Raw genomic sequence first — 20,238 nt, 5'->3', positions numbered from 1 at the left:
GATGAATATATTAGTGATTGGGCGTGGTGGTCGTGAACATGCAATCGCCAAAAAATTACAGCAAGAAAACAAAGTCAAGACTGTTTATTGTGCACCAGGTAATCCTGGTATGAGTGGTGATAATATTCGGACTGTACCTATCAGTGAAGAGCAGCAAACGGAACTAATTCAATTTGCGAAGGATAATCAGATTGATTGGACATTCGTCGGACCCGAAACGCCATTAATTGAAGGGATTGTAGACGCCTTTCAAGCAGCGGGATTACTGATTTTTGGTCCGACAAAAGCAACTGCAATAATTGAAGGTTCAAAAAGTTTTGCGAAAGATTTTATGCAAAAATACCAGATTCCAACGGCGGAATATCGGGTCTTTCGACGTTTGGCACCTGCCTTAGAATATATTGAACAGCAAGGAGTACCAATTGTTATTAAGGCGGATGGTTTGGCAGCTGGAAAAGGAGTAGTAGTTGCCGAAACAAAAGCAGCCGCAAAACGTGCGCTAGTTGCGATGATGGAGGACCAACAATTTGGAGCAAGCGGTCAAACGGTTGTAATCGAAGAATTTTTGCAAGGAGAAGAATTTTCCTTAATGGCTTTTGTTTCTAATGAGAAGGTATATCCGATGGTGATTGCTCAAGATCATAAGCGGATTTTCGATGGGGATGCTGGGCCGAATACAGGGGGAATGGGCGCTTACACACCAGTGCCTCAGATCCCAGAAGAAGCGGTTCAGCAAGCCATTAGCCAAGTCCTGAAACCGACTGCTAAAGGAATGGTGGCTGAAAAACGTCCGTTTCAAGGGATTTTATATGCTGGTTTAATCCAAACAGCAACTGGCCCCAAGGTTATTGAATTTAATGCTCGATTTGGGGATCCAGAAACACAAGTTGTGTTGGCACGTTTAGAGAGTCCTCTTTCAGAAATAATTTCTTCATTGCTGGCGAAAGAGCAACCAACGATTGCATGGAATGAGTTAGCGAGTGTTGGTGTTGTTGTAGCTGCAGAAGGCTATCCTAATCAATACAAGACAAATCTACCATTGCCCGAAATGTCTGGTGAAACCATCTATTATGCAGGGGTAACTCGTTCAGAACAGGCTCTGGTTTCGGCTGGCGGACGAATCTTTTTAGCAGAAGCAACTGCTTCGACTCTTGAAGAAGCCCGCAAAAAAGTTTATCAAACATTGGATAATTACTCATTTCCTGGAATGTACTATCGAAAAGATATAGGTGTGAAAGGCTTGATTTAGGATTTTTAAAAACAGAGGCAAGGACATTTAATCGAATGTTTCCTTGTCTTTTTTTTATTGCAAATTCAGATAGGGAGGCATAAACTGAAAGTATATCCATCATTAAACTAGAGGAGAAAGCTAAATTAATGAGAGAGAAGCAGATTGAAAAAGTTAGTCAGGGGTTATTTATTGTTACAAGTGTCTTGGCAGTCAGTTTACTGTTATTAAGTGCGGTGGTTTATCCTGATTTACCAGCTCATGTGCCCATTCATGTGAATTTTTGGGGCGAGGGTAATTCGTTTGGCCCAAGATCTAGTATATTTATGTGGCCAGCGGTCCTGTTTGGCTTGAGTATTTATCAACGAAGTTATCAATCAGTACAACCATATGGCAGATGGCTGAAGGTATTATTAATCATTGTTAATCTTGGCGCTTTGTTTAGTATTCTGCGTCTATTTATTCATTTGTTGGTTTGAAGGGGTCGAAAGGTGAGAAAATGAGAAAGTTAATTTTAGTTTTTGTGGGTTGTGCCATGGCCTTTTGTTTATGGCCTAATCAATCGGCGGCTGTAGCTGGTGGCTATGGCGGCGGACGTGTAGAAAGTCCTAGCGGGGGTAATCCCTCGAATGGTTTTTCGCCAGGCGGTGACGGATCAAGAAGTTATGTTCATCATAACGAGACCGGGACCAGCAACACAACGCCACTGGAAGGCTTAATTTCAACAGTGTTTTTTGTTCTTTTTGGGGGCGCGATGATTTGGCAAAGACGCCGTAGAAATCAACCAGTCGATGAAGGCGCTTTTCAAGAAATGTGGGCAGCATTACCTGGAACATCAAAAGAAAAAAAAGCACTCTTAAAAGAAATACAACAAACGTTTTTAGAAATACAACAAGCGTGGGATCAAGAAAACTTGTCTGTGGTCAAAGATAACTATACAGAAAAACTTTATCAAAAACATCTTGCAGTATTACAAGCAAATCAACAAGCGGGCATCAGAAATCATGTGAAAAAAGTGAAAGTAGCGCCAGCTTCGAATTATCATCCTATTAGTGAAACCAGTTTTTCACTGATGCTTCATTTTTCTTGTATTGACTACGAGGAAGATACTCAAAGCGGTCGTGTTTTATCGGGATACAAGCATCAAAAACAATATTTTTCACAACTTTGGTATTTTGATTACAATCCATCTCTTGGAAAATGGCAAGCAGACTTCATTCAACCTAAAGGATAGTGCTAAAAAGCGCTTGGGGTTTAAATCCCAAGCGCTTTTTTATTCTTCGATGCGTTTTACAAGCTGTATTTTTTTATTTAATACGTAAATCAGGATACCGCCGACTGTCATTGAAAGAAGTTCACCAAGTCCAACGGTCAACCATGTGTACCAAAAAGGTAACTGATAAAAGAACGTTAAGGGTCCGGCGACAGTGAACATGGACAAAGCAAAAAGAATGGCCGTCAGCATTAGTTTAATCAATAAATTTTGCTGATTTTTTGTCGCAAAATAGGCAATCCATAAGACTGTGCACGTTCCAGCGCTACCGATGACTATATCGATGATACCAAGAGGCGAAGCGGTGTTGGCAATTGCAACACCTAGTGTAATGGACCAAATATATCGCTTGTTAAAAACGCCTAAATAATTAAATAATTCGGCAAGACGAAGCTGTATCGGACCAAAACTAAGCGGAGCGAGAAGTACAGTGACAACGACATACAAAGCGGTAACCAGCGCCATTTTAGCCAACGCCGTAGCTGACCACGTACTGGTTTGTGGGTTTGATGGATGATTCATTTAAGATTCTCCTTTATAAAACAACGACGTGTTTTAGTGATAACCATAACCAAAGGAAGGGCAGCAAAGCCAACTGAAGTGTTATGGTGTGAGTTGCCTCACTGTGTTACATGTTACTGAAGAACAGACACTCTGTAAAGTCTTTTTATTTCATGGTCCAACCACCATCAATGGTCATAACTGTGCCGTGGATATAATCAGCGTTATCACTAGCTAGAAATAATGAAAGTTTTGCTACTTCTTGTGGCTGTGCCCAACGGCCCGCAGGTGTTTCACGTGCTACCCAAGTAGCCATTTCACCTTCTCCTGCAAAATCAGCTGCGTTCATGGGTGTTTGGATGGCACCTGGCGCAATCGCATTTGCTCGAATGCCTAATTTGGCATAATCGTAGGAAAGTTGTTTTGTATACCCGATGATTGCGTGTTTGGAGGCAGTGTACGCTGCGCCGCCGCCCCCGGCCACTAAGCCAGCGATAGATGCCATATTAACGATTACTCCTTTTTTTTGTTGGAGGAAATAAGGTAATAGAGCATTGGTCACTAAAAAGACACTTTTTAAATTAGTTGCTAAAATTTGATCCCATAAAGCTTCCGAAGTTTCTAGAGAAGGACGATAATCATCTAAAATACCTGCCGTATTTAATAAAATATCAATTTGGCCGTTGTCTTTCACAATTTGTTTCATCGTGGCTTGCACAAATGCGGGAGAAGACACATCACCGACAAAATAAGTAAATGGCTTAGTAGAATCTGGATTAACCAGTGCGGCTGTCTGTTTTAACCCCGTTTCGTCTAGGTCGATGCCAATAACCTCAGCACCTTGCTCAGCAAAGGCAATTGCTTGTGCTTGGCCAATCCCTGAAGCTGCACCGGTTACAAGCACCCGTTTTGTTTCAAATTCTTTTGGCATAAGAAAAACTCCTTTAAACATTTAAAAATTAAGGTCTGGAAGAACGAGCAATCGCCGTAATCTGCCAGACCTTATGTGTATAATTATGCTTCAACAATCACCCAATCTTCTGCTAAGACATCACAAGGTGTTGGTGAAAACATGCTGTAGCCTTCATCAGAAGTTTTGATTAAAAAATACGGGGTAACTTGTAAAAATTCACCTTCGGAGGTGCCAATTTCATCACGTAATTCAATAAAAAGTTCAAAACCGCTCCAGCCTTTACGTACGGCTTTTTTTCCTGCTTTAATCTGTGGCAATACTTCTTCAAATGTCATTTGATTGTGCTCCTTTTTCGTTAAATGGTAGTTCATGATAGCTCGTTGCACCTTTTTCAATTGTCAACTGACCGTTAAGTAGATCCGTCATTTCAGCTATAAATGTTTCTGTTGCTTGTTCATCTACTAAACAAATTAACTGAATAGACTCTGTGTAAATAGTTTCTTTAAGCGTGTAGGGACTATGTTCCAAAAAGGCTTGGGCTTTTCCTAATAAAGGATAGGCGATCGTAATCAATAGTTCTTGTTGCAATTTGCCAATGACTAAACCAATTTCATCTAAAGTGTGGGAAAGAGCATGACTATATGCTCGGATTAAACCACCAGTGCCTAATTTTATTCCGCCAAAATAACGAGTGACAACAGCCACTACATTGATTAACTCTTTTTTCTTTAAGACTTCCAGCATTGGAACACCAGCAGTACCACTAGGTTCGCCGTCATCGCTGCTCCGCTGAATGTCATTTTTTTCGCCGATCACAAAAGCACTACAATTATGATTGGCTTTCCAATGTTCTTTTTTTATTGCGGCGATAAAGGCTTTTGCTTCTTCTTCTGATGTTACGCGCTTTACAGAACAGATAAACCGCGATTTCTTGATTTCAATCTCGCTGAAACCATCTTGTTTGACTGTAATATAGCTTTCTAACATATGGGTATCCTTTTCTCTCGTAATAAAGTCAGTATAAAAAAGAATCAACTGAATAGCAACTTTTTCTCTCATCTTTTTTGTGAGATTTTTTGGAAAAAAACGTTATAATAAGGTATGATAGAGAAAAGGGAGGCGCTGGAAAATGGTACATACACGACAGAAAAAATATGATACAATTACTCATTATTTGAAAACGAATGGCGGTTCCCAAGTTACTTTGACCTTTACTCAGTTTGATGAATTGTTATTCCCTCATTCTGGTTTACCAAAAACTGCTAAGACAGATGTCGATTGGTGGGCGAACGATTATAAGCATCCAGAAAAGGGCGCTTATGGTTGGTTGAATGCGAGTTACCAAGTAGTTCAAGTGAATTTGGAAAAAGAATATGTGGTATTTAATAAATTGCTGAAGTCAGCATGGTACGTTTAAACTAGGATTGTATCCGCTTTAAAAAACAAGAATGATTGACAAAAATTAACTTTACACTATAATATTTTTAATAGATAATGTTGAAAATTGAAAAAGGCAAAGGTAAAAGGGGCTGTTAAAATGTCAAAAAAAACAATTATGTTAGTTTGCTCCGCAGGAATGAGTACTAGTTTACTTGTTACAAAAATGCAAAAAGCAGCATTTAATCAAGGCTTAGATGCCCATATATTTGCGGCTTCTGCATCGGAAGCAGAAACAAATTTAGAAAATAATCCAGTCGATGTGTTATTGTTAGGTCCACAAGTTCGTTATATGAAGAGTGATTTTGAAAAGCGTCTATCACCAAAAGGTATCCCAACAGATGTCATTAGCATGTCTGATTACGGCTTAATGAACGGGGAAAAAGTGTTGGAACAAGCCTTGGGTTTGTTAGCACAAGCAGATAAAAAAGAGTGAAAAAACAAGTTGTTTTTTTCGAGAATTTTCGAAAAAGCAACTTGTCTTTTTTAATGACTTTAGTCAGTTGAAATCTCTAAAGAGATTTCGACAAAAAAACCACGCGTACTGCGCGTGGAGGTCAGAGCTTTAGCGATAAAAACTCCTTTCGATATAATAGATAAAGGCTACCAACCGTTATCAAATCGAAAGGAGTTTTTGAATGTCGAACGACGATAAAAGTTTAGCACATACTCGTTGGAATTGTAAGTATCATCTTGTGTTTACACCAAAATATAGAAGAAAAGTAATCTATGGTCAATTGAAGCGAGATATAGGGAAAATACTAAGAAAATTGTGTGAGATGAAAGAAGTCGAAATCATTGGAGCGCATGCAATGCCCGACCATATCCATATGTTGGTAAGAATTCCACCGAAGTTGAGTGTATCAGGTTTTATGGGTTTCTTAAAAGGAAGAAGTGCAGTAATCATTCATGAACGTCATGCGAATTTAAAATACAATTATGGAAATCGATCCTTTTGGTCAAAAGGTTATTATGTGAGCACTGTAGGACTGAACCAAAAAACGATAGCAAAGTGTATACGAGAACAAGAAGCAGAAGATCGAGTAAGGGATAGTATAAACAAAAGAGAGTATAAAGATCCATTTAGGAAGTAACAGCTAGATAAGAATAGAAAGGTAGCGGTTGGCGGTCTCTAAAAAAGCTCCCTTAAAGGGAGCAGCAGGTAGCGAGCCCTTCTAGGGCTATTAAAAAGCCACCCGCTATGCGGGTGGATATTTACTTTTCGCAAAAAAGCTAGAGAAATGCGTATTTTATAATTGAGGTGGTTAACATGGAAGATTTGCATGGACGTAAAATAATTATTGAAGAAACAGAACCTTCAATACAGACAAAACTGGTTTATTTACCAACAATGTTAGAGCGTTCCCCCCTAACAATTCAATGTCAGCGGTGCGGGGAAGTCGTATCCAAAAAAGAAAACAGATTGGCGATAAATGCATACTACTGTCATGCATGCATTCAATTAGACCGTGTGACTTCTTGTCAAAAATTTTGTCATTTACCAGAAAGGCCCAATAGCCCAAGAACTGTCTTTTTTGAGTGGTCTGGACAATTAACAAAGGGACAGCAAGCGATCTCGGTTGAACTTTGTGAGACAGCAAAAATAAGAGAGAATCGCTTAGTGTGGGCAGTTACAGGTGCAGGCAAAACAGAAATGTTATTTGCTGTTTTACACCAAACCTTACAAGAAGGGGGGCGGATTGCGCTGGCTTCGCCGCGTGTCGATGTTTGCTTAGAACTGTTTCCCAGAATCCAAGCGGTTTTTCCTCATGAAGCAATTGCTTTACTCCACGGAAACAGTCAAGAATCGTATCGTTATACGAAACTAGTGATTTGCACCACCCATCAATTATTGAAATTCCATCAAGCGTTTGATTTACTTATCGTTGATGAAGTCGACTCTTTTCCTTTTGTTAATAACGAACATCTTTATTATGGAGTGCGTAACGCACGAAAAAAAAGAAGTAGTTTGGTGTACTTAACAGCAACGCCTACGAAAGAATTGCGGAAGCTTTTACAGCAAAAAAGTTAGCAGCCAGTATTTTGCCAGCAAGATATCATCGTAGGCCATTACCTGTGCCACGCCGATTTTGGGTTCAGTCGTGGCAACGTCTTTCTAGCAAAAATATTAAAATCATTGCACATCATTTGAAACGTTTATTGGTGCGTAATTCAGTTTTACTATTTTGCCCAAGCATTTCATTAATTCACCAATTGCATGCATTAATAGCTGAGCGATTTTCCGACAAAGAAGTTGTCGCCGTTTATGGTAGTGATGAGCTTCGCCTAGAAAAAGTTCAAGCAATGCGTCAGCAGAAAACGGATATTTTGATCACTACAACCATTTTAGAACGTGGTGTGACTTTTGATGCAGTCTCAGTTATTGTTTATGGTGCCAATCATCGAGTCTTCACTTCTTCAACACTTGTCCAAATTGCGGGCCGAGTCGATCGAAGACAAGAATTCAATTACGGCGAAGTTTTATTTTTACATGATGGGGAAACAAGAGACATGAAAGAGGCAATTCGGCAAATAAAGCAAATGAATCGCTTGGCTAGCAAACAAGGGATGTTAGATGGATTGTAAAAATTGCGCAAGCCCCATTCGTTTGGAGATAACATTAAAAATGCTCTTACGTTTTAAAAAATGGGCGAGGCCTTCACTTTGCCAGCACTGCCAAGCAAAGTTCCAGAAACTGCCAATGACAGGCACTTGTTTTGGCTGTAGTCGCGTCAGCCAAGAGCGCTATTGTTTTGATTGTCAAAGGTGGCAGCTGCTTTATCCAGAGTATTCTTTTCATAATGCAGCGTTGTTTCATTATGATGAAGGAATGCAAGAGTGGATGGAACGCTATAAATTTCAAGGAGACTATCGCTTAAGAATGTGTTTTAACGAGGAAATCAACTTTTACTTTCAGCAACAATCTGCGGACTATATTATTCCGGTGCCCTTATCCGAAAAACGAATGCAAGAACGAGGCTTCAACCAAGTAATTGGCTTACTAGAAGCGGCTGATGTTCCGTACAGCCCTTTTTTAATTAGAAAAGAGGAAAATGTTCCGCAATCTAAAAAAACTAGAAAGGAAAGGATGCAGTTGCAACAACCATTTGCCATCCAAAAAGAAAACCAAAAAAAATTAAAAAATTGTTCTGTTATTTTGGTGGATGACATCTATACCACTGGACGAACTCTTTTCCACGCAGCTGCTGATATCAATGACTGTTATCCTAAAAGTTTGAATACGTTTACTCTCGCGCGGTAAAAAGAAAAGAATTCATAAATTTGATAACTATTTTGTTGGCAAAACCCAGATTATTCGATATAATGAAATTAAGAAGAAGGGAATTAAAGAGTGGTCCTTTAATCTTTTCTTTACTGGTAGATGAAAGGGGTAATTGTTATGTTTAGATATAATGTACGTGGAGAAAATATCGAGGTAACCGAAGCGATTCGAGACTATGTTGAGAAAAAAGTCGGTAAATTAGAAAGATATTTCAGCGATTCACCTGAAGCAACGGTTCACGTGAATTTGAAAGTGTACACTGAAAAAACAGCCAAAGTCGAGGTTACTATTCCTCTTCCTTATCTAGTTTTACGAGCTGAAGAAACGTCACCTGATTTATACGCAAGTATTGATTTGGTTGTCGATAAATTAGAACGACAAATTCGTAAATTTAAAACAAAAATCAACAGAAAATCTCGTGAAACAGGACGTAACAATACAAAAGCCGCTGTCTTCTTAGTTGGTGAAGAAACAGAAGAAACACCTTCAGAATTAGACATCGTTCGTACAAAACGTCTATCATTAAAACCGATGGACAGTGAAGAAGCTGTTTTACAAATGAACATGTTAGGACACAACTTCTTTATTTTTGAAGATGCTGAAACAAATGGAACAAGCATTGTTTACCGTCGTAAAGATGGCAAATATGGCTTGATTGAAACAGACTAAAGCTTAAAATAAGAGCTGAAATGCCTTCGTGCATTTCAGCTCTTTAAACATCTTTAAAGCACGGAGTAAAGAAAAAATAAAGAAATACATAAAATAACTTTAAAAGTTCATCTTTTAAAGGAAAATGTCTGTAAAATAGAGAGAAATGGTTTTCTTTCTCGTCAAGTAATGATAAAATAAAATGGATAGATTGTGCTTCTTGTACAAAAAGGATACAAAAATAAAAAGAGGTAATTGAAAGGAACACAGATACCAATGGCAAATTTTTTGAAAAAAATGATTGAAAACGATAAAAAAGAATTAAGACGATTAGAAAAAATCGCCGATAAAATTGATGCACATGCAAGTGCAATGGAACAACTAAGCGATGAACAATTACGTGAAAAAACAGATGAATTTAAAGCCCGTTATCAAAAAGGGGAAACCTTAGACGAACTATTACCAGAAGCGTTTGCGGTTGTCCGTGAAGCTGCTAAACGAGTACTAGGTTTATTCCCATACCGTGTCCAATTAATGGGTGGGATTGTGCTTCATGACGGGAACATTCCTGAAATGAGAACAGGTGAAGGGAAAACCTTGACTGCCACAATGCCTGTATACTTGAATGCACTATCTGGCGAAGGAGTACACGTTGTTACAGTTAATGAATACTTAGCAACCCGTGACTCTAACGAAATGGGAGAATTATATAATTTCTTAGGCTTAAGCGTTGGCTTAAACATTAACTCTAAATCTTCTGATGAAAAACGTGAAGCGTATAACTGTGATATCACTTATAGTACAAATAACGAATTAGGATTTGACTATTTGCGTGATAACATGGTTGTTTATCGCAGCCAAATGGTTCAACGTCCATTAAACTATGCAATTGTCGATGAAGTGGATTCAATCTTAATTGATGAAGCAAGAACCCCATTAATTATTTCTGGACAAGCTGAAAAATCGACAGCACTCTATACGCGTGCCGATAATTTTGTCAAACGCTTAAAAGAAGACGAAGATTACAAAATTGATATTCAGTCTAAAACAATTGGTTTAACAGAAGCAGGGATTGAAAAAGCGGAACAAACTTTTGGATTGGATAACCTTTACGATATTGAAAATACAGCATTAACGCACCATTTAGATCAAGCGTTACGGGCAAACTATATCATGTTACTAGACATTGATTACGTGGTTCAAGACAATAAAGTCTTAATTGTTGACCAATTTACTGGTCGTATCATGGATGGTCGTCGTTATTCTGATGGCTTGCATCAAGCGATTGAAGCAAAAGAAGGCGTCGAAATTGAAGATGAAACAAAAACAATGGCGACGATTACGTTCCAAAACTACTTCCGGATGTACAAAAAACTAGCCGGGATGACTGGTACTGCTAAAACAGAAGAAGAAGAATTCCGTGAAATTTACAATATTCAAGTCATTCAAATTCCAACCAATCGTCCAATTATCCGTGACGATCGTCCAGATTTACTTTATCCAACCTTAGAAAGTAAATTTAATGCAGTGGTGGAAGATATTAAAGAACGTTACCACAAAGGACAACCAGTGTTGGTGGGGACTGTTGCGGTAGAAACGTCAGAATTACTTTCTGATAAATTAAACGCAGCTAAAATTCCTCATGAAGTATTAAATGCGAAAAATCACTTTAAAGAAGCCGAAATCATTATGAACGCCGGTCAAAAAGGCGCAGTTACAATTGCAACAAATATGGCTGGTCGTGGAACGGATATTAAACTTGGCTTAGGTGTACTTGAACTAGGTGGTCTAGCAGTTATCGGGACAGAACGTCATGAGTCACGTCGTATTGATAATCAGTTGCGTGGACGTGCAGGACGTCAAGGGGATCCAGGGGTTTCACAATTTTATTTATCTTTAGAAGATGACTTGATGAAACGCTTTGGTTCAGAACGAATTAAAACATTCTTAGAACGAATGAATGTGCAAGAAGAAGATGCAGTTATTCAAAGTAAAATGTTTACTCGCCAAGTAGAATCTGCTCAAAAACGTGTGGAAGGAAATAACTATGACACACGTAAAAATGTCTTACAATACGATGACGTGATGCGCGAGCAACGTGAAGTTATTTATGCGCAACGACAAGAAGTAATTATGGAAGAAAATGACTTGTCTGATGTATTAATGGGCATGGTAAAACGGACGATTGGCCGAGTGGTGGATAGCCATACACAATTAGAAAAAGAAGAATGGAATTTAGATGGGATTGTCGATTTTGCAGCCTCAACACTTGTCCATGAAGATACGATTTCTAAAAAAGATTTAGAAAATAAATCAGCTGAAGAAATCAAAGACTACTTAGTGGCACGTGCGCAAGAAGTATTTGAAGAAAAATCTCAACAATTGAATGGCCAAGAACAATTGCTAGAATTTGAAAAAGTAGTCATCTTGCGTGTTGTCGATACTAAATGGACAGATCACATTGATGCAATGGATCAATTACGCCAATCTGTCGGCTTACGTGCGTACGGTCAAAACAACCCATTAGTAGAATATCAAACAGAAGGTTATTCTATGTATAACAATATGGTGGGTTCAATCGAATATGAAGTAACACGTTTATTCATGAAATCGGAAATTCGCCAAAATGTCCAACGTGAGCAAGTAGCCCAAGGACAAGCGGAACATCCAGAAACAGAACAAGATGCAGCTGCACAAAGCAACACAAGTGCGAAGCGTCAACCTGTGCGTGTAGATAAAAAAGTGGGCCGTAATGATTTATGCCCATGCGGAAGTGGCAAAAAATTCAAAAATTGTCATGGAAGAAACGCTTAATTAAAGAAAAAACGCAGGGTGGGGCAATTTGTCCCGCCTTTGCTCTTTTTACAATAAAGAGAAAGAAGGAATCATTTTGGAAAACCCAGAAATTCGTACATTATTAGACGAAATGACACAAAAAATTACTAGCTTCAGGAGGTCTCTTTGACTTAGACCAGTTAGAAGAAGACATTGCCGAGGCGGAAAATCGGATGGGAGAACCTGGTTTTTGGGACAACACAGAAACGGCTCAAAAGCTAATTAACGAAACCAATAGTTTGAAAGAAAAATATCAACAATTTCATCAGCTCTCTGAGGAACTTGACGAATTAACGGTGATGTTTGAATTACAACAAGAAGAATATGATACAGAGATTCAAGAAGAATTGGAAGAAAGAATTCATCTCTTGCAAGAACGTTTAACAACGTATGAGCTATCCTTACTACTAAATGAGCCATATGATCATAATAACGCCCTAATTGAATTACACCCTGGTGCCGGTGGTACTGAGTCACAAGACTGGGGAAGTATGCTTTTACGAATGTATACACGTTGGGCAGAAAGTCACGGTTTCCAAGTTGAAACGTTGGATTACCAAGCTGGAGATGAAGCAGGGATTAAAAGTGTCACCTTATTAATCAAAGGTTACAATGCTTATGGCTACCTAAAATCTGAAAAAGGTGTCCATCGTCTTGTGCGGATTTCGCCCTTTGATTCCGCCAAACGCCGTCATACTTCGTTTTGTTCAGTTGATGTAATGCCTGAATTAGACGATACAATAGAGATTGCGATCAATCCAGATGACTTAAAAATTGATACCTATCGAGCAAGTGGTGCCGGTGGTCAACATATTAATAAAACAGAATCGGCTGTTCGAATCACACATATTCCAACAGGCACCGTTGTCGCAAGCCAAGCACAACGTTCTCAATTAAAAAACCGTGAGCAAGCAATGAGTATGTTAAAAGCCAAATTATATCAATTGGAAATGGAAAAGAAAGCCCAAGAAGCAGCAAGTTTACGTGGTGAACAAATGGAAATTGGCTGGGGCTCACAAATCCGTTCTTACGTGTTCCATCCGTATTCAATGGTCAAAGACCATCGGACAAATTACGAAACCGGCAATGTACAAGCTGTGATGGATGGAGACCTTGATGGTTTCATTGATGCCTACTTAAAACAGCGCTTAAGTTAAGCTCTTCATTAAATTGAAATAAAAATGTAACTTAATGCAAGAAGTTTGCAATATTGACATGTTATAATGAGTAGGATTGAAGAAAAAAGAGATGGAGAGAACGCCATGATTGAAATGAAAGATGTAATGAAGAAATATTCGAATGGTACAACAGCGATTCGGAATATTTCAGTAGAGATTGACCAAGGCGAGTTCGTCTATGTGGTTGGTCCCTCAGGTGCAGGGAAATCAACCTTTATTAGATTAATGTATCGTGAAGAAAAAGCAACAAAAGGTAATTTGACAGTTGCAGGTCATGATTTAATGAAAATAAAAAATAAAGAAGTTCCTTATTTACGTCGTGAAATCGGCATCGTTTTCCAAGACTATAAACTATTACCGAAGAAAACTGTGTATGAGAATGTGGCCTATGCGATGCAAGTTATCGGACGACGTCCTCGCGAAATCAAAAAACGCGTGATGGAAGTTTTAGATTTAGTCGGTCTAAAACATAAGGTACGTGTTTTTCCAAGTGAACTTTCTGGTGGGGAACAGCAACGGGTATCCATTGCACGAGCAATCGTAAATACACCGAAAGTTTTAATTGCCGATGAACCAACTGGGAACTTAGATCCAGAGAATTCATGGGAAATCATGAAATTGTTGGACCGGATTAACGCACAAGGAACAACAGTCGTGATGGCAACGCATAATAGTACAATTGTAAATACGATTCGTCACCGTGTTATTGCCATTGAAAATGGTCGCATTATCCGTGACCAAGTGGAAGGAGAATACGGCTACGATGATTAGAACATTCTTTTCTCATTTATTTGAAAGTATCAAAAGTTTAAAACGGAACGGTTGGATGACTGTTGCCTCAGCAAGTGCGGTTACAATTACATTAGTTTTAGTTGGTATTTTTATGGGCGTTATTTTTAATGCAACGAAACTTGCTGATGATATCGAAAAAAACGTGACAGTGTCAGTTTTTGTCGATATTGGTACAAAACAAAATGAAATGAAAACATTAGAAAAACAACTTAAAGGATTAGACAATGTTGAAGATATTTCTTATTCAAACAAAGATCAACAATTGAAAAAAATCCAAGAACAAATGGGGGATGCTTGGAATCTTTTCGAAGGCGACAGTAACCCATTATACGATGTGTATTATGTCCGTGCGAAAACACCAGAAGACACGAAAGATATTGCGAAACAAGCAGCTAAATTCCCAAGTGTTTTTAAAGCCGATTACGGTGGTGTAAACTCAGACAAAATCTTTAAAATCGCTCAAACCGTTCGAACTTGGGGCCTAGCAGCTGCTGCATTACTTTTATTCGTTGCAGTGTTCTTAATTTCCAATACCATTCGGATTACGATTTTATCTCGTCAAAAAGAAATCCAAATTATGCGTCTTGTAGGAGCGAAAAACAGTTTCATTCGTTGGCCGTTTTTCTTAGAAGGTGCCTGGATTGGCTTGATTGGCGCAATCGTGCCAGTCATCATTATGACGTTAGGCTACCATCAAGTTTATAACATGTTCAATCCGCAGTTATTGCGCTCGAATTATTCATTAATTCGTCCAGAAGATTTTATCTGGAAAGTCAATCTATTAATGATTGCAACAGGAATGATTATTGGATCACTAGGTTCAGTTATTTCAATGCGTCGTTTCTTGAAAATTTAAACGAAAAAAAGCTCTCCAAAATGGAGAGCTTTTTTTGTTTTAGTTTTAAAATACTTGTTATTTAATTTAAGAGTTTTCTCAGTTGTACCAACAAATTGATAACTTATAATTTTCAAGTCCTACATATAATGGTAAAATAGAATAGATTGAAATTAATTGGAGGAATAATGAATCGATGAAAAAAAGATTGCTATTATTTATTGGTTTGGCAAGTATACTTACTTTGACAGGATGTGCAAAATGGATTGATCGTGGTGAATCCATCACAGCGGTAGGCTCATCAGCTTTACAACCATTAGTAGAGACAGCGAGTGAGGAATATCAAAGCCAAAATCCGGGAAGATTTATTAATGTCCAAGGTGGCGGAAGCGGAACAGGTCTGAGTCAAGTCCAATCTGGTGCGGTAGACATTGGTAATTCTGATTTATTTGCAGAAGAGAAAAAGGGCATCAAAGCGGAAGACTTAATTGATCATAAAGTTGCTGTCGTTGGGATTACACCAATCGTTAACAAAAATGTCGGTGTCAAAGATATCTCAATGGAAAATTTAAAGAAAATCTTTTTAGGTGAAGTAACAAACTGGAAAGAACTTGGCGGGAAAGACCAAAAAATTGTTATTTTGAATAGAGCGGCCGGTAGTGGTACGCGCGCGACTTTTGAAAAGTGGGTCTTGGGAGATAAAACAGCCATTCGTGCGCAAGAACAAGATTCCAGCGGCATGGTTCGTTCCATTGTTTCTGATACACCAGGAGCGATTAGTTATACCGCATTTTCATATGTTACTGATGAAGTAGCTACGTTAAGCATTGATGGTGTTCAGCCAACAGATGAAAATGTAATGAACAATAAATGGATTATTTGGTCTTATGAACACATGTACACTCGTAAAAATCCAAGTGATTTAACCAAAGAGTTTTTAGACTTTATGTTGTCAGATGATATCCAAGAACGTGTGATTGGTCAATTAGGGTATATTCCTGTTTCGAAAATGGAAATTGAACGGGATTGGCAAGGAAATGTCATTAAATAATTCTCTTAACACAAAATTTACAAAATTAACATAAAATTTACATGTTATTAAAAACAAATTGATGTAAAAAAGGTACACTATTTTTATCTGTAAAAGTTGGATTGTTTGAGGAGGAAATATTCTTGGAAGATGTACAGAAAAAATTATTAACAAAATCGAAAAGAGCCAAGATGGAGCAACGAGGGAAATTTATTAGTTTCCTATGTATTGCCTTAATTGTAGCAGTGGTTGTTTCAATTTTCTATTTTGTTGCAAGTAAAGGACTTGCTACATTCTTTAAAGATAAGATTAACGTGTTTGATTTCTTATTTGGAACAAACTGGAACCCAAGTGATATCGGCGCGGACGGTAAACCCATGGTTGGGGCTTTACCAATGATTGCGGGTTCTTTTATTGTAACGTTTTTGTCAGCGATTGTTGCGACGCCATTTGCGATTGGAGCGGCTGTTTTTATGACAGAAATTTCACCTAAAAAAGGAGCGAAATTTTTACAACCAGTTATTGAATTACTTGTAGGGATTCCCTCTGTTGTTTATGGATTTATTGGTTTATCTGTCATTGTTCCTTTTGTCCGTTCAATCTTTGGCGGAACTGGCTTCGGTATTTTAGCTGGTACGTTTGTGCTATTTGTTATGATTTTACCAACGGTTACTACGATGACCGTAGATGCATTAAAAGCTGTGCCTCGACATTATCGTGAAGCGTCGTTGGCGCTTGGTGCTACGCGTTGGCAAACGATTTATAAAGTTGTCTTGCGGGCAGCTGTGCCTGGTATTTTAACTGCGGTTGTCTTTGGTATGGCTCGTGCGTTTGGTGAAGCCTTAGCAATCCAAATGGTAATCGGAAATGCAGCTGTGATGCCAACTAGTTTGACAACACCAGCTTCGACACTAACAAGTATTTTGACAATGGGGATTGGGAATACAATTATGGGAACAGTTGAAAACAACGTTCTTTGGTCTTTAGCTTTGATTCTATTGTTGATGTCTTTACTATTCAACATTGTTATCCGAATTATCGGTAAGAGAGGAGCCTTAAAATAATGAATGCAAAAAAAGCAGATAAAATCGCAACAGGTATCTTATATGCCGTATCTGGCGTCATTGTTTTAATTTTGGCGGCCTTACTGATTTACATTTTAGCTAGAGGAATTCCTCATATTTCGTGGGAATTTTTAACACAACCATCCAGAGCCTATCAAGTTGGTGGTGGGATTGGTATTCAGCTTTTCAACTCACTATATTTACTATTGATTACAATGATTATTAGTATTCCAATTTCATTGGGTGCTGGAATTTACTTATCGGAATATGCGAAAAAGAATTGGTTAACTGATTTAATTCGTACCTCGATTGAAATTTTGAGTTCATTGCCTTCCGTTGTTGTGGGGCTGTTCGGCTTCTTGATTTTCGTTGTACAAATCGGATATGGTTTTTCAATCTTATCAGGTGCGTTAGCATTAACATTTTTTAACTTACCATTATTGACTAGAAATGTTGAGGAATCTTTGAAAGCCATTCATTATACACAGCGTGAAGCGGGGTTAGCCTTAGGTCTTTCACGTTGGGAAACAGTTAAAAAAGTTATTTTGCCAGAAGCGTTACCAGGAATTTTGACAGGTGTTATTTTGAGTTCTGGTCGGATTTTCGGTGAAGCCGCTGCGCTAATTTATACAGCAGGACAAAGCGCACCTGCCTTAGATTTCAGTAATTGGAATCCATTGAGCGTTTCAAGTCCGATTAGTATTTTCCGTCAAGCGGAAACGTTGGCTGTGCATATTTGGAAAATTAATACCGAAGGAACGATGCCAGATGGCGCTGCGGTCTCAGCAGGTGCCTCCGCTGTGTTAATTTTAGTAGTTTTACTTTTCAATTTCGGCGCTCGTTTTATCGGCAACCGTCTTTATAAGAGAATGACATCAGCTTAATGTTAGGGGAATTAGCATGAAAGAATACAATTTAAATGATACCCATTTACTTCAACTAGATAGCCAAAAAGACCCGATTGCGTTACACACGGAAGACTTACATGTCTTTTACGGGGACAATGAAGCTATCAAAGGTGTTGATTTACAATTTGAAAAGAACAAAATAACCGCCTTAATTGGACCTTCTGGTTGCGGTAAATCCACGTATTTACGTTCGCTAAATCGTATGAACGATGGCATTGCCAATTCACGTGTTACTGGAAAAATTATGTATAAAGATGTCGATGTCAATACGAAAGAAGTTGACGTCTACGAAATGAGAAAACGCATTGGCATGGTTTTTCAGCGGCCCAATCCATTTAGTAAATCTATCTATGAAAATATCACATTCGCATTGAAACAGCATGGTGAAAAGGATAAGAAAAAATTAGATGAAATCGTTGAAACAAGTTTGAAGCAAGCCGCACTTTGGGATCAAGTGAAAGATAACTTAAACAAAAGCGCCTTAGCTCTGTCTGGTGGGCAACAACAACGTTTGTGTATCGCTCGGGCAATTGCGATGAAACCAGATATTCTGTTGTTAGATGAACCGGCAAGCGCGTTAGATCCGATTTCAACAGGAACGGTTGAAGAAACGTTAGTGAATTTAAAAGATGATTACACGATCATCATTGTGACACATAACATGCAACAAGCGGCGCGGATTAGTGACTATACAGCTTTCTTCTATATGGGTAAAGTCATTGAATACGACCATACAAGAAAAATCTTTACACGACCAAAAATTCAAGCAACGGAAGACTACGTTTCAGGACATTTTGGTTAGGAGGAGCAAGATGGGCAAAGAAATTATTTCATCAAAAGATTTACATTTATATTACGGGAAAAAAGAAGCATTGAAAGGCATTGATTTAACTTTTAATCAAGGAGAATTAACTGCCATGATTGGTCCTTCTGGTTGCGGGAAGTCAACGTATTTACGTTGCTTGAATCGTATGAATGATTTAATCCCAGACGTAACTATTACTGGAAGTGTCGTCTATAAAGGAAAAGATATTTATGGACCGAAAACAGATAACGTTGAATTACGTAAAGAAATTGGCATGGTTTTCCAACAACCTAATCCATTTCCATTTTCAGTTTATGAAAATGTGATTTATGGCTTGCGCCTAAAAGGAGTCAAAGACAAGCAAGTCTTAGATGAAGCAGTTGAAACCAGTTTGAAAGCTGCTGCCGTTTGGGAGGATGTCAAAGATAAACTTCACAAAAGTGCACTTTCACTTTCTGGTGGACAACAACAGCGGGTTTGTATCGCTCGTGTTTTAGCTGTGGAACCAGATATTATTTTATTAGATGAACCAACTAGCGCCTTGGACCCAGTTTCTAGTGGTAAAATTGAAAACATGCTGTTAACATTAAAAGAGAAATATACCATGATTATGGTGACACATAATATGTCGCAAGCATCACGGATCTCTGATAAAACGGCCTTCTTTTTACAAGGTGATTTAATTGAATTTAATGACACGAAAAAAGTATTTTTAAATCCAAAAGAAAAACAAACAGAAGATTACATTTCTGGTAAATTTGGTTAAAAGGGGGAAAAAGAATGTTACGGACACAATTTGAAGAAGAACTATTAAATCTGCACAATCAATTTTATGAAATGGGTATGATGGTTAGTAGTGCCGTCCATAAATCCGTGAAGGCATATATTAATCATGATAAAAAATTGGCTCAAGAAGTGATTGATCGCGATATTGAAATTAATGATATGGAAGTCAAACTTGAGAAAAAGAGTTTTGAAATGATTGCGTTACAACAACCAGTGACAACAGACTTACGTATGATTATCACTGTTATGAAAGCTAGTTCGGATTTAGAAAGAATGGCGGACCATGCCGTTTCAATTGCTAAATCAACGATTCGCTTAAAAGGAGAAACACGTATTCCTGAAATTGAAAAAGAAATTTCAGATATGTCTGATTATGTGAAAAAAATGGTGGATAATGTTTTAATCGCCTATGTTAAAACGGATCAAAAAGATGCACGAATGATTGCACAAATGGATGATCGTACTAATGAATATTTCGATAGTATTTACAAACATGCCGTAGAAGCAATGAAAGCTAATCCAGAAACGGTCATTAGCGGAACTGATTATCTACATGTGGCACAATACTTGGAAAGAATTGGCGACTATGTCACAAATATTTGTGAGTGGATTGTTTACTTGGCAACTGGTAAAATTACCGAATTGAATAGTAATCGTGACGAACAATTTTAAGAAAAACAAATAAAAAAACTAGGAGACGGCCTTTTTTAGACCAATTCCTA

22 protein-coding genes and 1 pseudogene are annotated in these 20,238 nt (G+C 38.1%); 19 read left to right on the top strand and 4 right to left on the bottom strand.

Features of this window, described 5'->3' with window-relative positions:
• Position 1 precedes the first annotated feature (1 nt).
• From purD to IGM04_RS07635, 3 genes are all read left to right on the top strand, one after another.
• The gene (gene purD, locus IGM04_RS07645) at positions 2-1,249 is read left to right on the top strand and encodes a phosphoribosylamine--glycine ligase (RefSeq protein ID WP_086317927.1); all 1,248 of its coding nucleotides are present in this window, start codon (positions 2-4) and stop codon (positions 1,247-1,249) included.
• 128 nt (positions 1,250-1,377) lie between these two features.
• Entirely contained in the window at positions 1,378-1,707 is a 330-nt protein-coding gene (locus IGM04_RS07640) for a DUF1648 domain-containing protein (RefSeq protein ID WP_010707503.1), read from the top strand.
• A gap of 20 nt (positions 1,708-1,727) precedes the next feature.
• Positions 1,728-2,462, top strand: coding sequence for a TIM44-like domain-containing protein (locus IGM04_RS07635; protein ID WP_086317926.1), 735 nt, complete (start codon positions 1,728-1,730; stop codon positions 2,460-2,462).
• 39 nt (positions 2,463-2,501) lie between these two features.
• On the opposite strand, the gene IGM04_RS07630 is transcribed toward IGM04_RS07635, so the two are convergent.
• The 4 genes from IGM04_RS07630 to IGM04_RS07615 all read right to left on the bottom strand — a co-directional run bounded on the left by IGM04_RS07630 (position 2,502) and on the right by IGM04_RS07615 (position 4,902).
• Entirely contained in the window at positions 2,502-3,023 is a 522-nt protein-coding gene (locus IGM04_RS07630) for a QueT transporter family protein (protein WP_086317925.1), read from the bottom strand.
• A gap of 145 nt (positions 3,024-3,168) precedes the next feature.
• Positions 3,169-3,954: a 3-oxoacyl-ACP reductase gene (locus IGM04_RS07625; RefSeq protein ID WP_179189123.1), complete on the bottom strand. Its 786-nt coding sequence runs from the start codon at positions 3,952-3,954 to the stop codon at positions 3,169-3,171.
• A gap of 62 nt (positions 3,955-4,016) precedes the next feature.
• Complete coding sequence (locus IGM04_RS07620; protein WP_002357284.1) at positions 4,017-4,250, bottom strand: DUF2829 domain-containing protein; 234 nt, start codon at positions 4,248-4,250, stop codon at positions 4,017-4,019.
• A complete protein-coding gene (locus IGM04_RS07615; protein ID WP_010708717.1) occupies positions 4,240-4,902 on the bottom strand; it encodes a YigZ family protein in 663 nt (220 codons plus the stop codon). The genes IGM04_RS07620 and IGM04_RS07615 overlap by 11 nt, the downstream gene beginning before the upstream one ends.
• Before the next feature lie 142 nt (positions 4,903-5,044).
• Between IGM04_RS07615 and IGM04_RS07610 the strand changes: the two genes are divergently transcribed.
• The 16 genes and pseudogenes from IGM04_RS07610 (at position 5,045) to phoU (ending at position 20,188) form a co-directional block, all read left to right on the top strand.
• Positions 5,045-5,332, top strand: coding sequence for a DUF7662 domain-containing protein (locus IGM04_RS07610; protein ID WP_002357286.1), 288 nt, complete (start codon positions 5,045-5,047; stop codon positions 5,330-5,332).
• Between the two features lie 120 nt (positions 5,333-5,452).
• A complete protein-coding gene (locus IGM04_RS07605) occupies positions 5,453-5,788 on the top strand; it encodes a PTS sugar transporter subunit IIB (RefSeq protein WP_002360150.1) in 336 nt (111 codons plus the stop codon).
• Positions 5,789-5,990: 202 nt separating this feature from the next.
• Positions 5,991-6,446, top strand: coding sequence for an IS200/IS605 family transposase (gene tnpA, locus IGM04_RS07600; protein ID WP_086317923.1), 456 nt, complete (start codon positions 5,991-5,993; stop codon positions 6,444-6,446).
• Between the two features lie 176 nt (positions 6,447-6,622).
• Positions 6,623-7,938 (top strand): annotated as a pseudogene (locus IGM04_RS07595) (DEAD/DEAH box helicase).
• Positions 7,928-8,614, top strand: coding sequence for a ComF family protein (locus IGM04_RS07590; RefSeq protein ID WP_086317922.1), 687 nt, complete (start codon positions 7,928-7,930; stop codon positions 8,612-8,614). The pseudogene IGM04_RS07595 and the gene IGM04_RS07590 overlap by 11 nt, the downstream one beginning before the upstream one ends.
• Before the next feature lie 138 nt (positions 8,615-8,752).
• On the top strand, positions 8,753-9,304 hold the full coding sequence (hpf, locus tag IGM04_RS07585; protein ID WP_002357293.1) for a ribosome hibernation-promoting factor, HPF/YfiA family: 552 nt from the start codon (positions 8,753-8,755) through the stop codon (positions 9,302-9,304).
• A 255-nt stretch (positions 9,305-9,559) separates the two neighbouring features.
• Entirely contained in the window at positions 9,560-12,097 is a 2,538-nt protein-coding gene (secA, locus tag IGM04_RS07580) for a preprotein translocase subunit SecA (RefSeq protein ID WP_002381826.1), read from the top strand.
• Positions 12,098-12,173: 76 nt separating this feature from the next.
• A protein-coding gene (prfB, locus tag IGM04_RS07575) for a peptide chain release factor 2 (protein WP_100068981.1) occupies positions 12,174-13,275 on the top strand; the annotation gives its coding sequence in 2 pieces (ribosomal slippage) (positions 12,174-12,245 and positions 12,247-13,275; 1,101 coding nt in all).
• Positions 13,276-13,380: 105 nt separating this feature from the next.
• Positions 13,381-14,067, top strand: coding sequence for a cell division ATP-binding protein FtsE (gene ftsE, locus IGM04_RS07570; RefSeq protein ID WP_002361935.1), 687 nt, complete (start codon positions 13,381-13,383; stop codon positions 14,065-14,067).
• Complete coding sequence (gene ftsX, locus IGM04_RS07565; protein WP_002364071.1) at positions 14,060-14,944, top strand: permease-like cell division protein FtsX; 885 nt, start codon at positions 14,060-14,062, stop codon at positions 14,942-14,944. The genes ftsE and ftsX overlap by 8 nt, the downstream gene beginning before the upstream one ends.
• Positions 14,945-15,119: 175 nt before the next feature.
• Positions 15,120-15,974 carry a phosphate ABC transporter substrate-binding protein PstS gene (locus tag IGM04_RS07560; RefSeq protein ID WP_002357298.1) on the top strand — a complete coding sequence of 285 codons (855 nt, stop codon included), beginning with the start codon at positions 15,120-15,122 and terminating at the stop codon, positions 15,972-15,974.
• A gap of 122 nt (positions 15,975-16,096) precedes the next feature.
• A complete protein-coding gene (gene pstC, locus IGM04_RS07555; RefSeq protein WP_002357299.1) occupies positions 16,097-17,017 on the top strand; it encodes a phosphate ABC transporter permease subunit PstC in 921 nt (306 codons plus the stop codon).
• On the top strand, positions 17,017-17,901 hold the full coding sequence (gene pstA / locus IGM04_RS07550) for a phosphate ABC transporter permease PstA (protein WP_002357300.1): 885 nt from the start codon (positions 17,017-17,019) through the stop codon (positions 17,899-17,901). The genes pstC and pstA overlap by 1 nt, the downstream gene beginning before the upstream one ends.
• A 16-nt stretch (positions 17,902-17,917) precedes the next feature.
• On the top strand, positions 17,918-18,727 hold the full coding sequence (pstB, locus tag IGM04_RS07545; protein WP_002357302.1) for a phosphate ABC transporter ATP-binding protein PstB: 810 nt from the start codon (positions 17,918-17,920) through the stop codon (positions 18,725-18,727).
• Between the two features lie 10 nt (positions 18,728-18,737).
• Positions 18,738-19,496 carry a phosphate ABC transporter ATP-binding protein PstB gene (gene pstB, locus IGM04_RS07540; RefSeq protein WP_002357303.1) on the top strand — a complete coding sequence of 253 codons (759 nt, stop codon included), beginning with the start codon at positions 18,738-18,740 and terminating at the stop codon, positions 19,494-19,496.
• 14 nt (positions 19,497-19,510) lie between these two features.
• Positions 19,511-20,188 (top strand): phosphate signaling complex protein PhoU, encoded by a 678-nt coding sequence (gene phoU / locus IGM04_RS07535; RefSeq protein WP_002357304.1) that lies wholly within the window; start codon positions 19,511-19,513, stop codon positions 20,186-20,188.
• Positions 20,189-20,238 lie beyond the last annotated feature (50 nt).

Origin of the sequence: Enterococcus sp. DIV2385, assembly GCF_051711925.1 — a bacterium.
GTDB classification, from domain to species: Bacteria; Bacillota; Bacilli; order Lactobacillales; family Enterococcaceae; genus Enterococcus; species Enterococcus faecalis.
The sequence above is the reverse complement of the archived record's forward strand: the minus strand, read 5'-3'. Positions and strand labels throughout refer to the sequence as shown.

What these genes read in the sequence shown, in the direction of transcription:
- IGM04_RS07640 (WP_010707503.1), top strand. Translation starts at nt 1,378, where the DNA reads ATGAGAGAGAAGCAGATTGAAAAAGTTAGTCAGGGGTTATTTATTGTT.
- tnpA (WP_086317923.1), top strand. Translation starts at nt 5,991, where the DNA reads ATGTCGAACGACGATAAAAGTTTAGCACATACTCGTTGGAATTGTAAG.
- pstA (WP_002357300.1), top strand. Translation starts at nt 17,017, where the DNA reads ATGAATGCAAAAAAAGCAGATAAAATCGCAACAGGTATCTTATATGCC.
- IGM04_RS07625 (WP_179189123.1), bottom strand. Translation starts at nt 3,954, where the DNA reads ATGTTTAAAGGAGTTTTTCTTATGCCAAAAGAATTTGAAACAAAACGG.
- purD (WP_086317927.1), top strand. Translation starts at nt 2, where the DNA reads ATGAATATATTAGTGATTGGGCGTGGTGGTCGTGAACATGCAATCGCC.
- phoU (WP_002357304.1), top strand. Translation starts at nt 19,511, where the DNA reads ATGTTACGGACACAATTTGAAGAAGAACTATTAAATCTGCACAATCAA.
- IGM04_RS07620 (WP_002357284.1), bottom strand. Translation starts at nt 4,250, where the DNA reads ATGACATTTGAAGAAGTATTGCCACAGATTAAAGCAGGAAAAAAAGCC.
- IGM04_RS07605 (WP_002360150.1), top strand. Translation starts at nt 5,453, where the DNA reads ATGTCAAAAAAAACAATTATGTTAGTTTGCTCCGCAGGAATGAGTACT.
- IGM04_RS07610 (WP_002357286.1), top strand. Translation starts at nt 5,045, where the DNA reads ATGGTACATACACGACAGAAAAAATATGATACAATTACTCATTATTTG.
- hpf (WP_002357293.1), top strand. Translation starts at nt 8,753, where the DNA reads ATGTTTAGATATAATGTACGTGGAGAAAATATCGAGGTAACCGAAGCG.
- secA (WP_002381826.1), top strand. Translation starts at nt 9,560, where the DNA reads ATGGCAAATTTTTTGAAAAAAATGATTGAAAACGATAAAAAAGAATTA.
- IGM04_RS07590 (WP_086317922.1), top strand. Translation starts at nt 7,928, where the DNA reads ATGGATTGTAAAAATTGCGCAAGCCCCATTCGTTTGGAGATAACATTA.
- IGM04_RS07615 (WP_010708717.1), bottom strand. Translation starts at nt 4,902, where the DNA reads ATGTTAGAAAGCTATATTACAGTCAAACAAGATGGTTTCAGCGAGATT.
- IGM04_RS07635 (WP_086317926.1), top strand. Translation starts at nt 1,728, where the DNA reads ATGAGAAAGTTAATTTTAGTTTTTGTGGGTTGTGCCATGGCCTTTTGT.
- IGM04_RS07630 (WP_086317925.1), bottom strand. Translation starts at nt 3,023, where the DNA reads ATGAATCATCCATCAAACCCACAAACCAGTACGTGGTCAGCTACGGCG.
- ftsX (WP_002364071.1), top strand. Translation starts at nt 14,060, where the DNA reads ATGATTAGAACATTCTTTTCTCATTTATTTGAAAGTATCAAAAGTTTA.
- pstB (WP_002357303.1), top strand. Translation starts at nt 18,738, where the DNA reads ATGGGCAAAGAAATTATTTCATCAAAAGATTTACATTTATATTACGGG.
- IGM04_RS07560 (WP_002357298.1), top strand. Translation starts at nt 15,120, where the DNA reads ATGAAAAAAAGATTGCTATTATTTATTGGTTTGGCAAGTATACTTACT.
- pstB (WP_002357302.1), top strand. Translation starts at nt 17,918, where the DNA reads ATGAAAGAATACAATTTAAATGATACCCATTTACTTCAACTAGATAGC.
- ftsE (WP_002361935.1), top strand. Translation starts at nt 13,381, where the DNA reads ATGATTGAAATGAAAGATGTAATGAAGAAATATTCGAATGGTACAACA.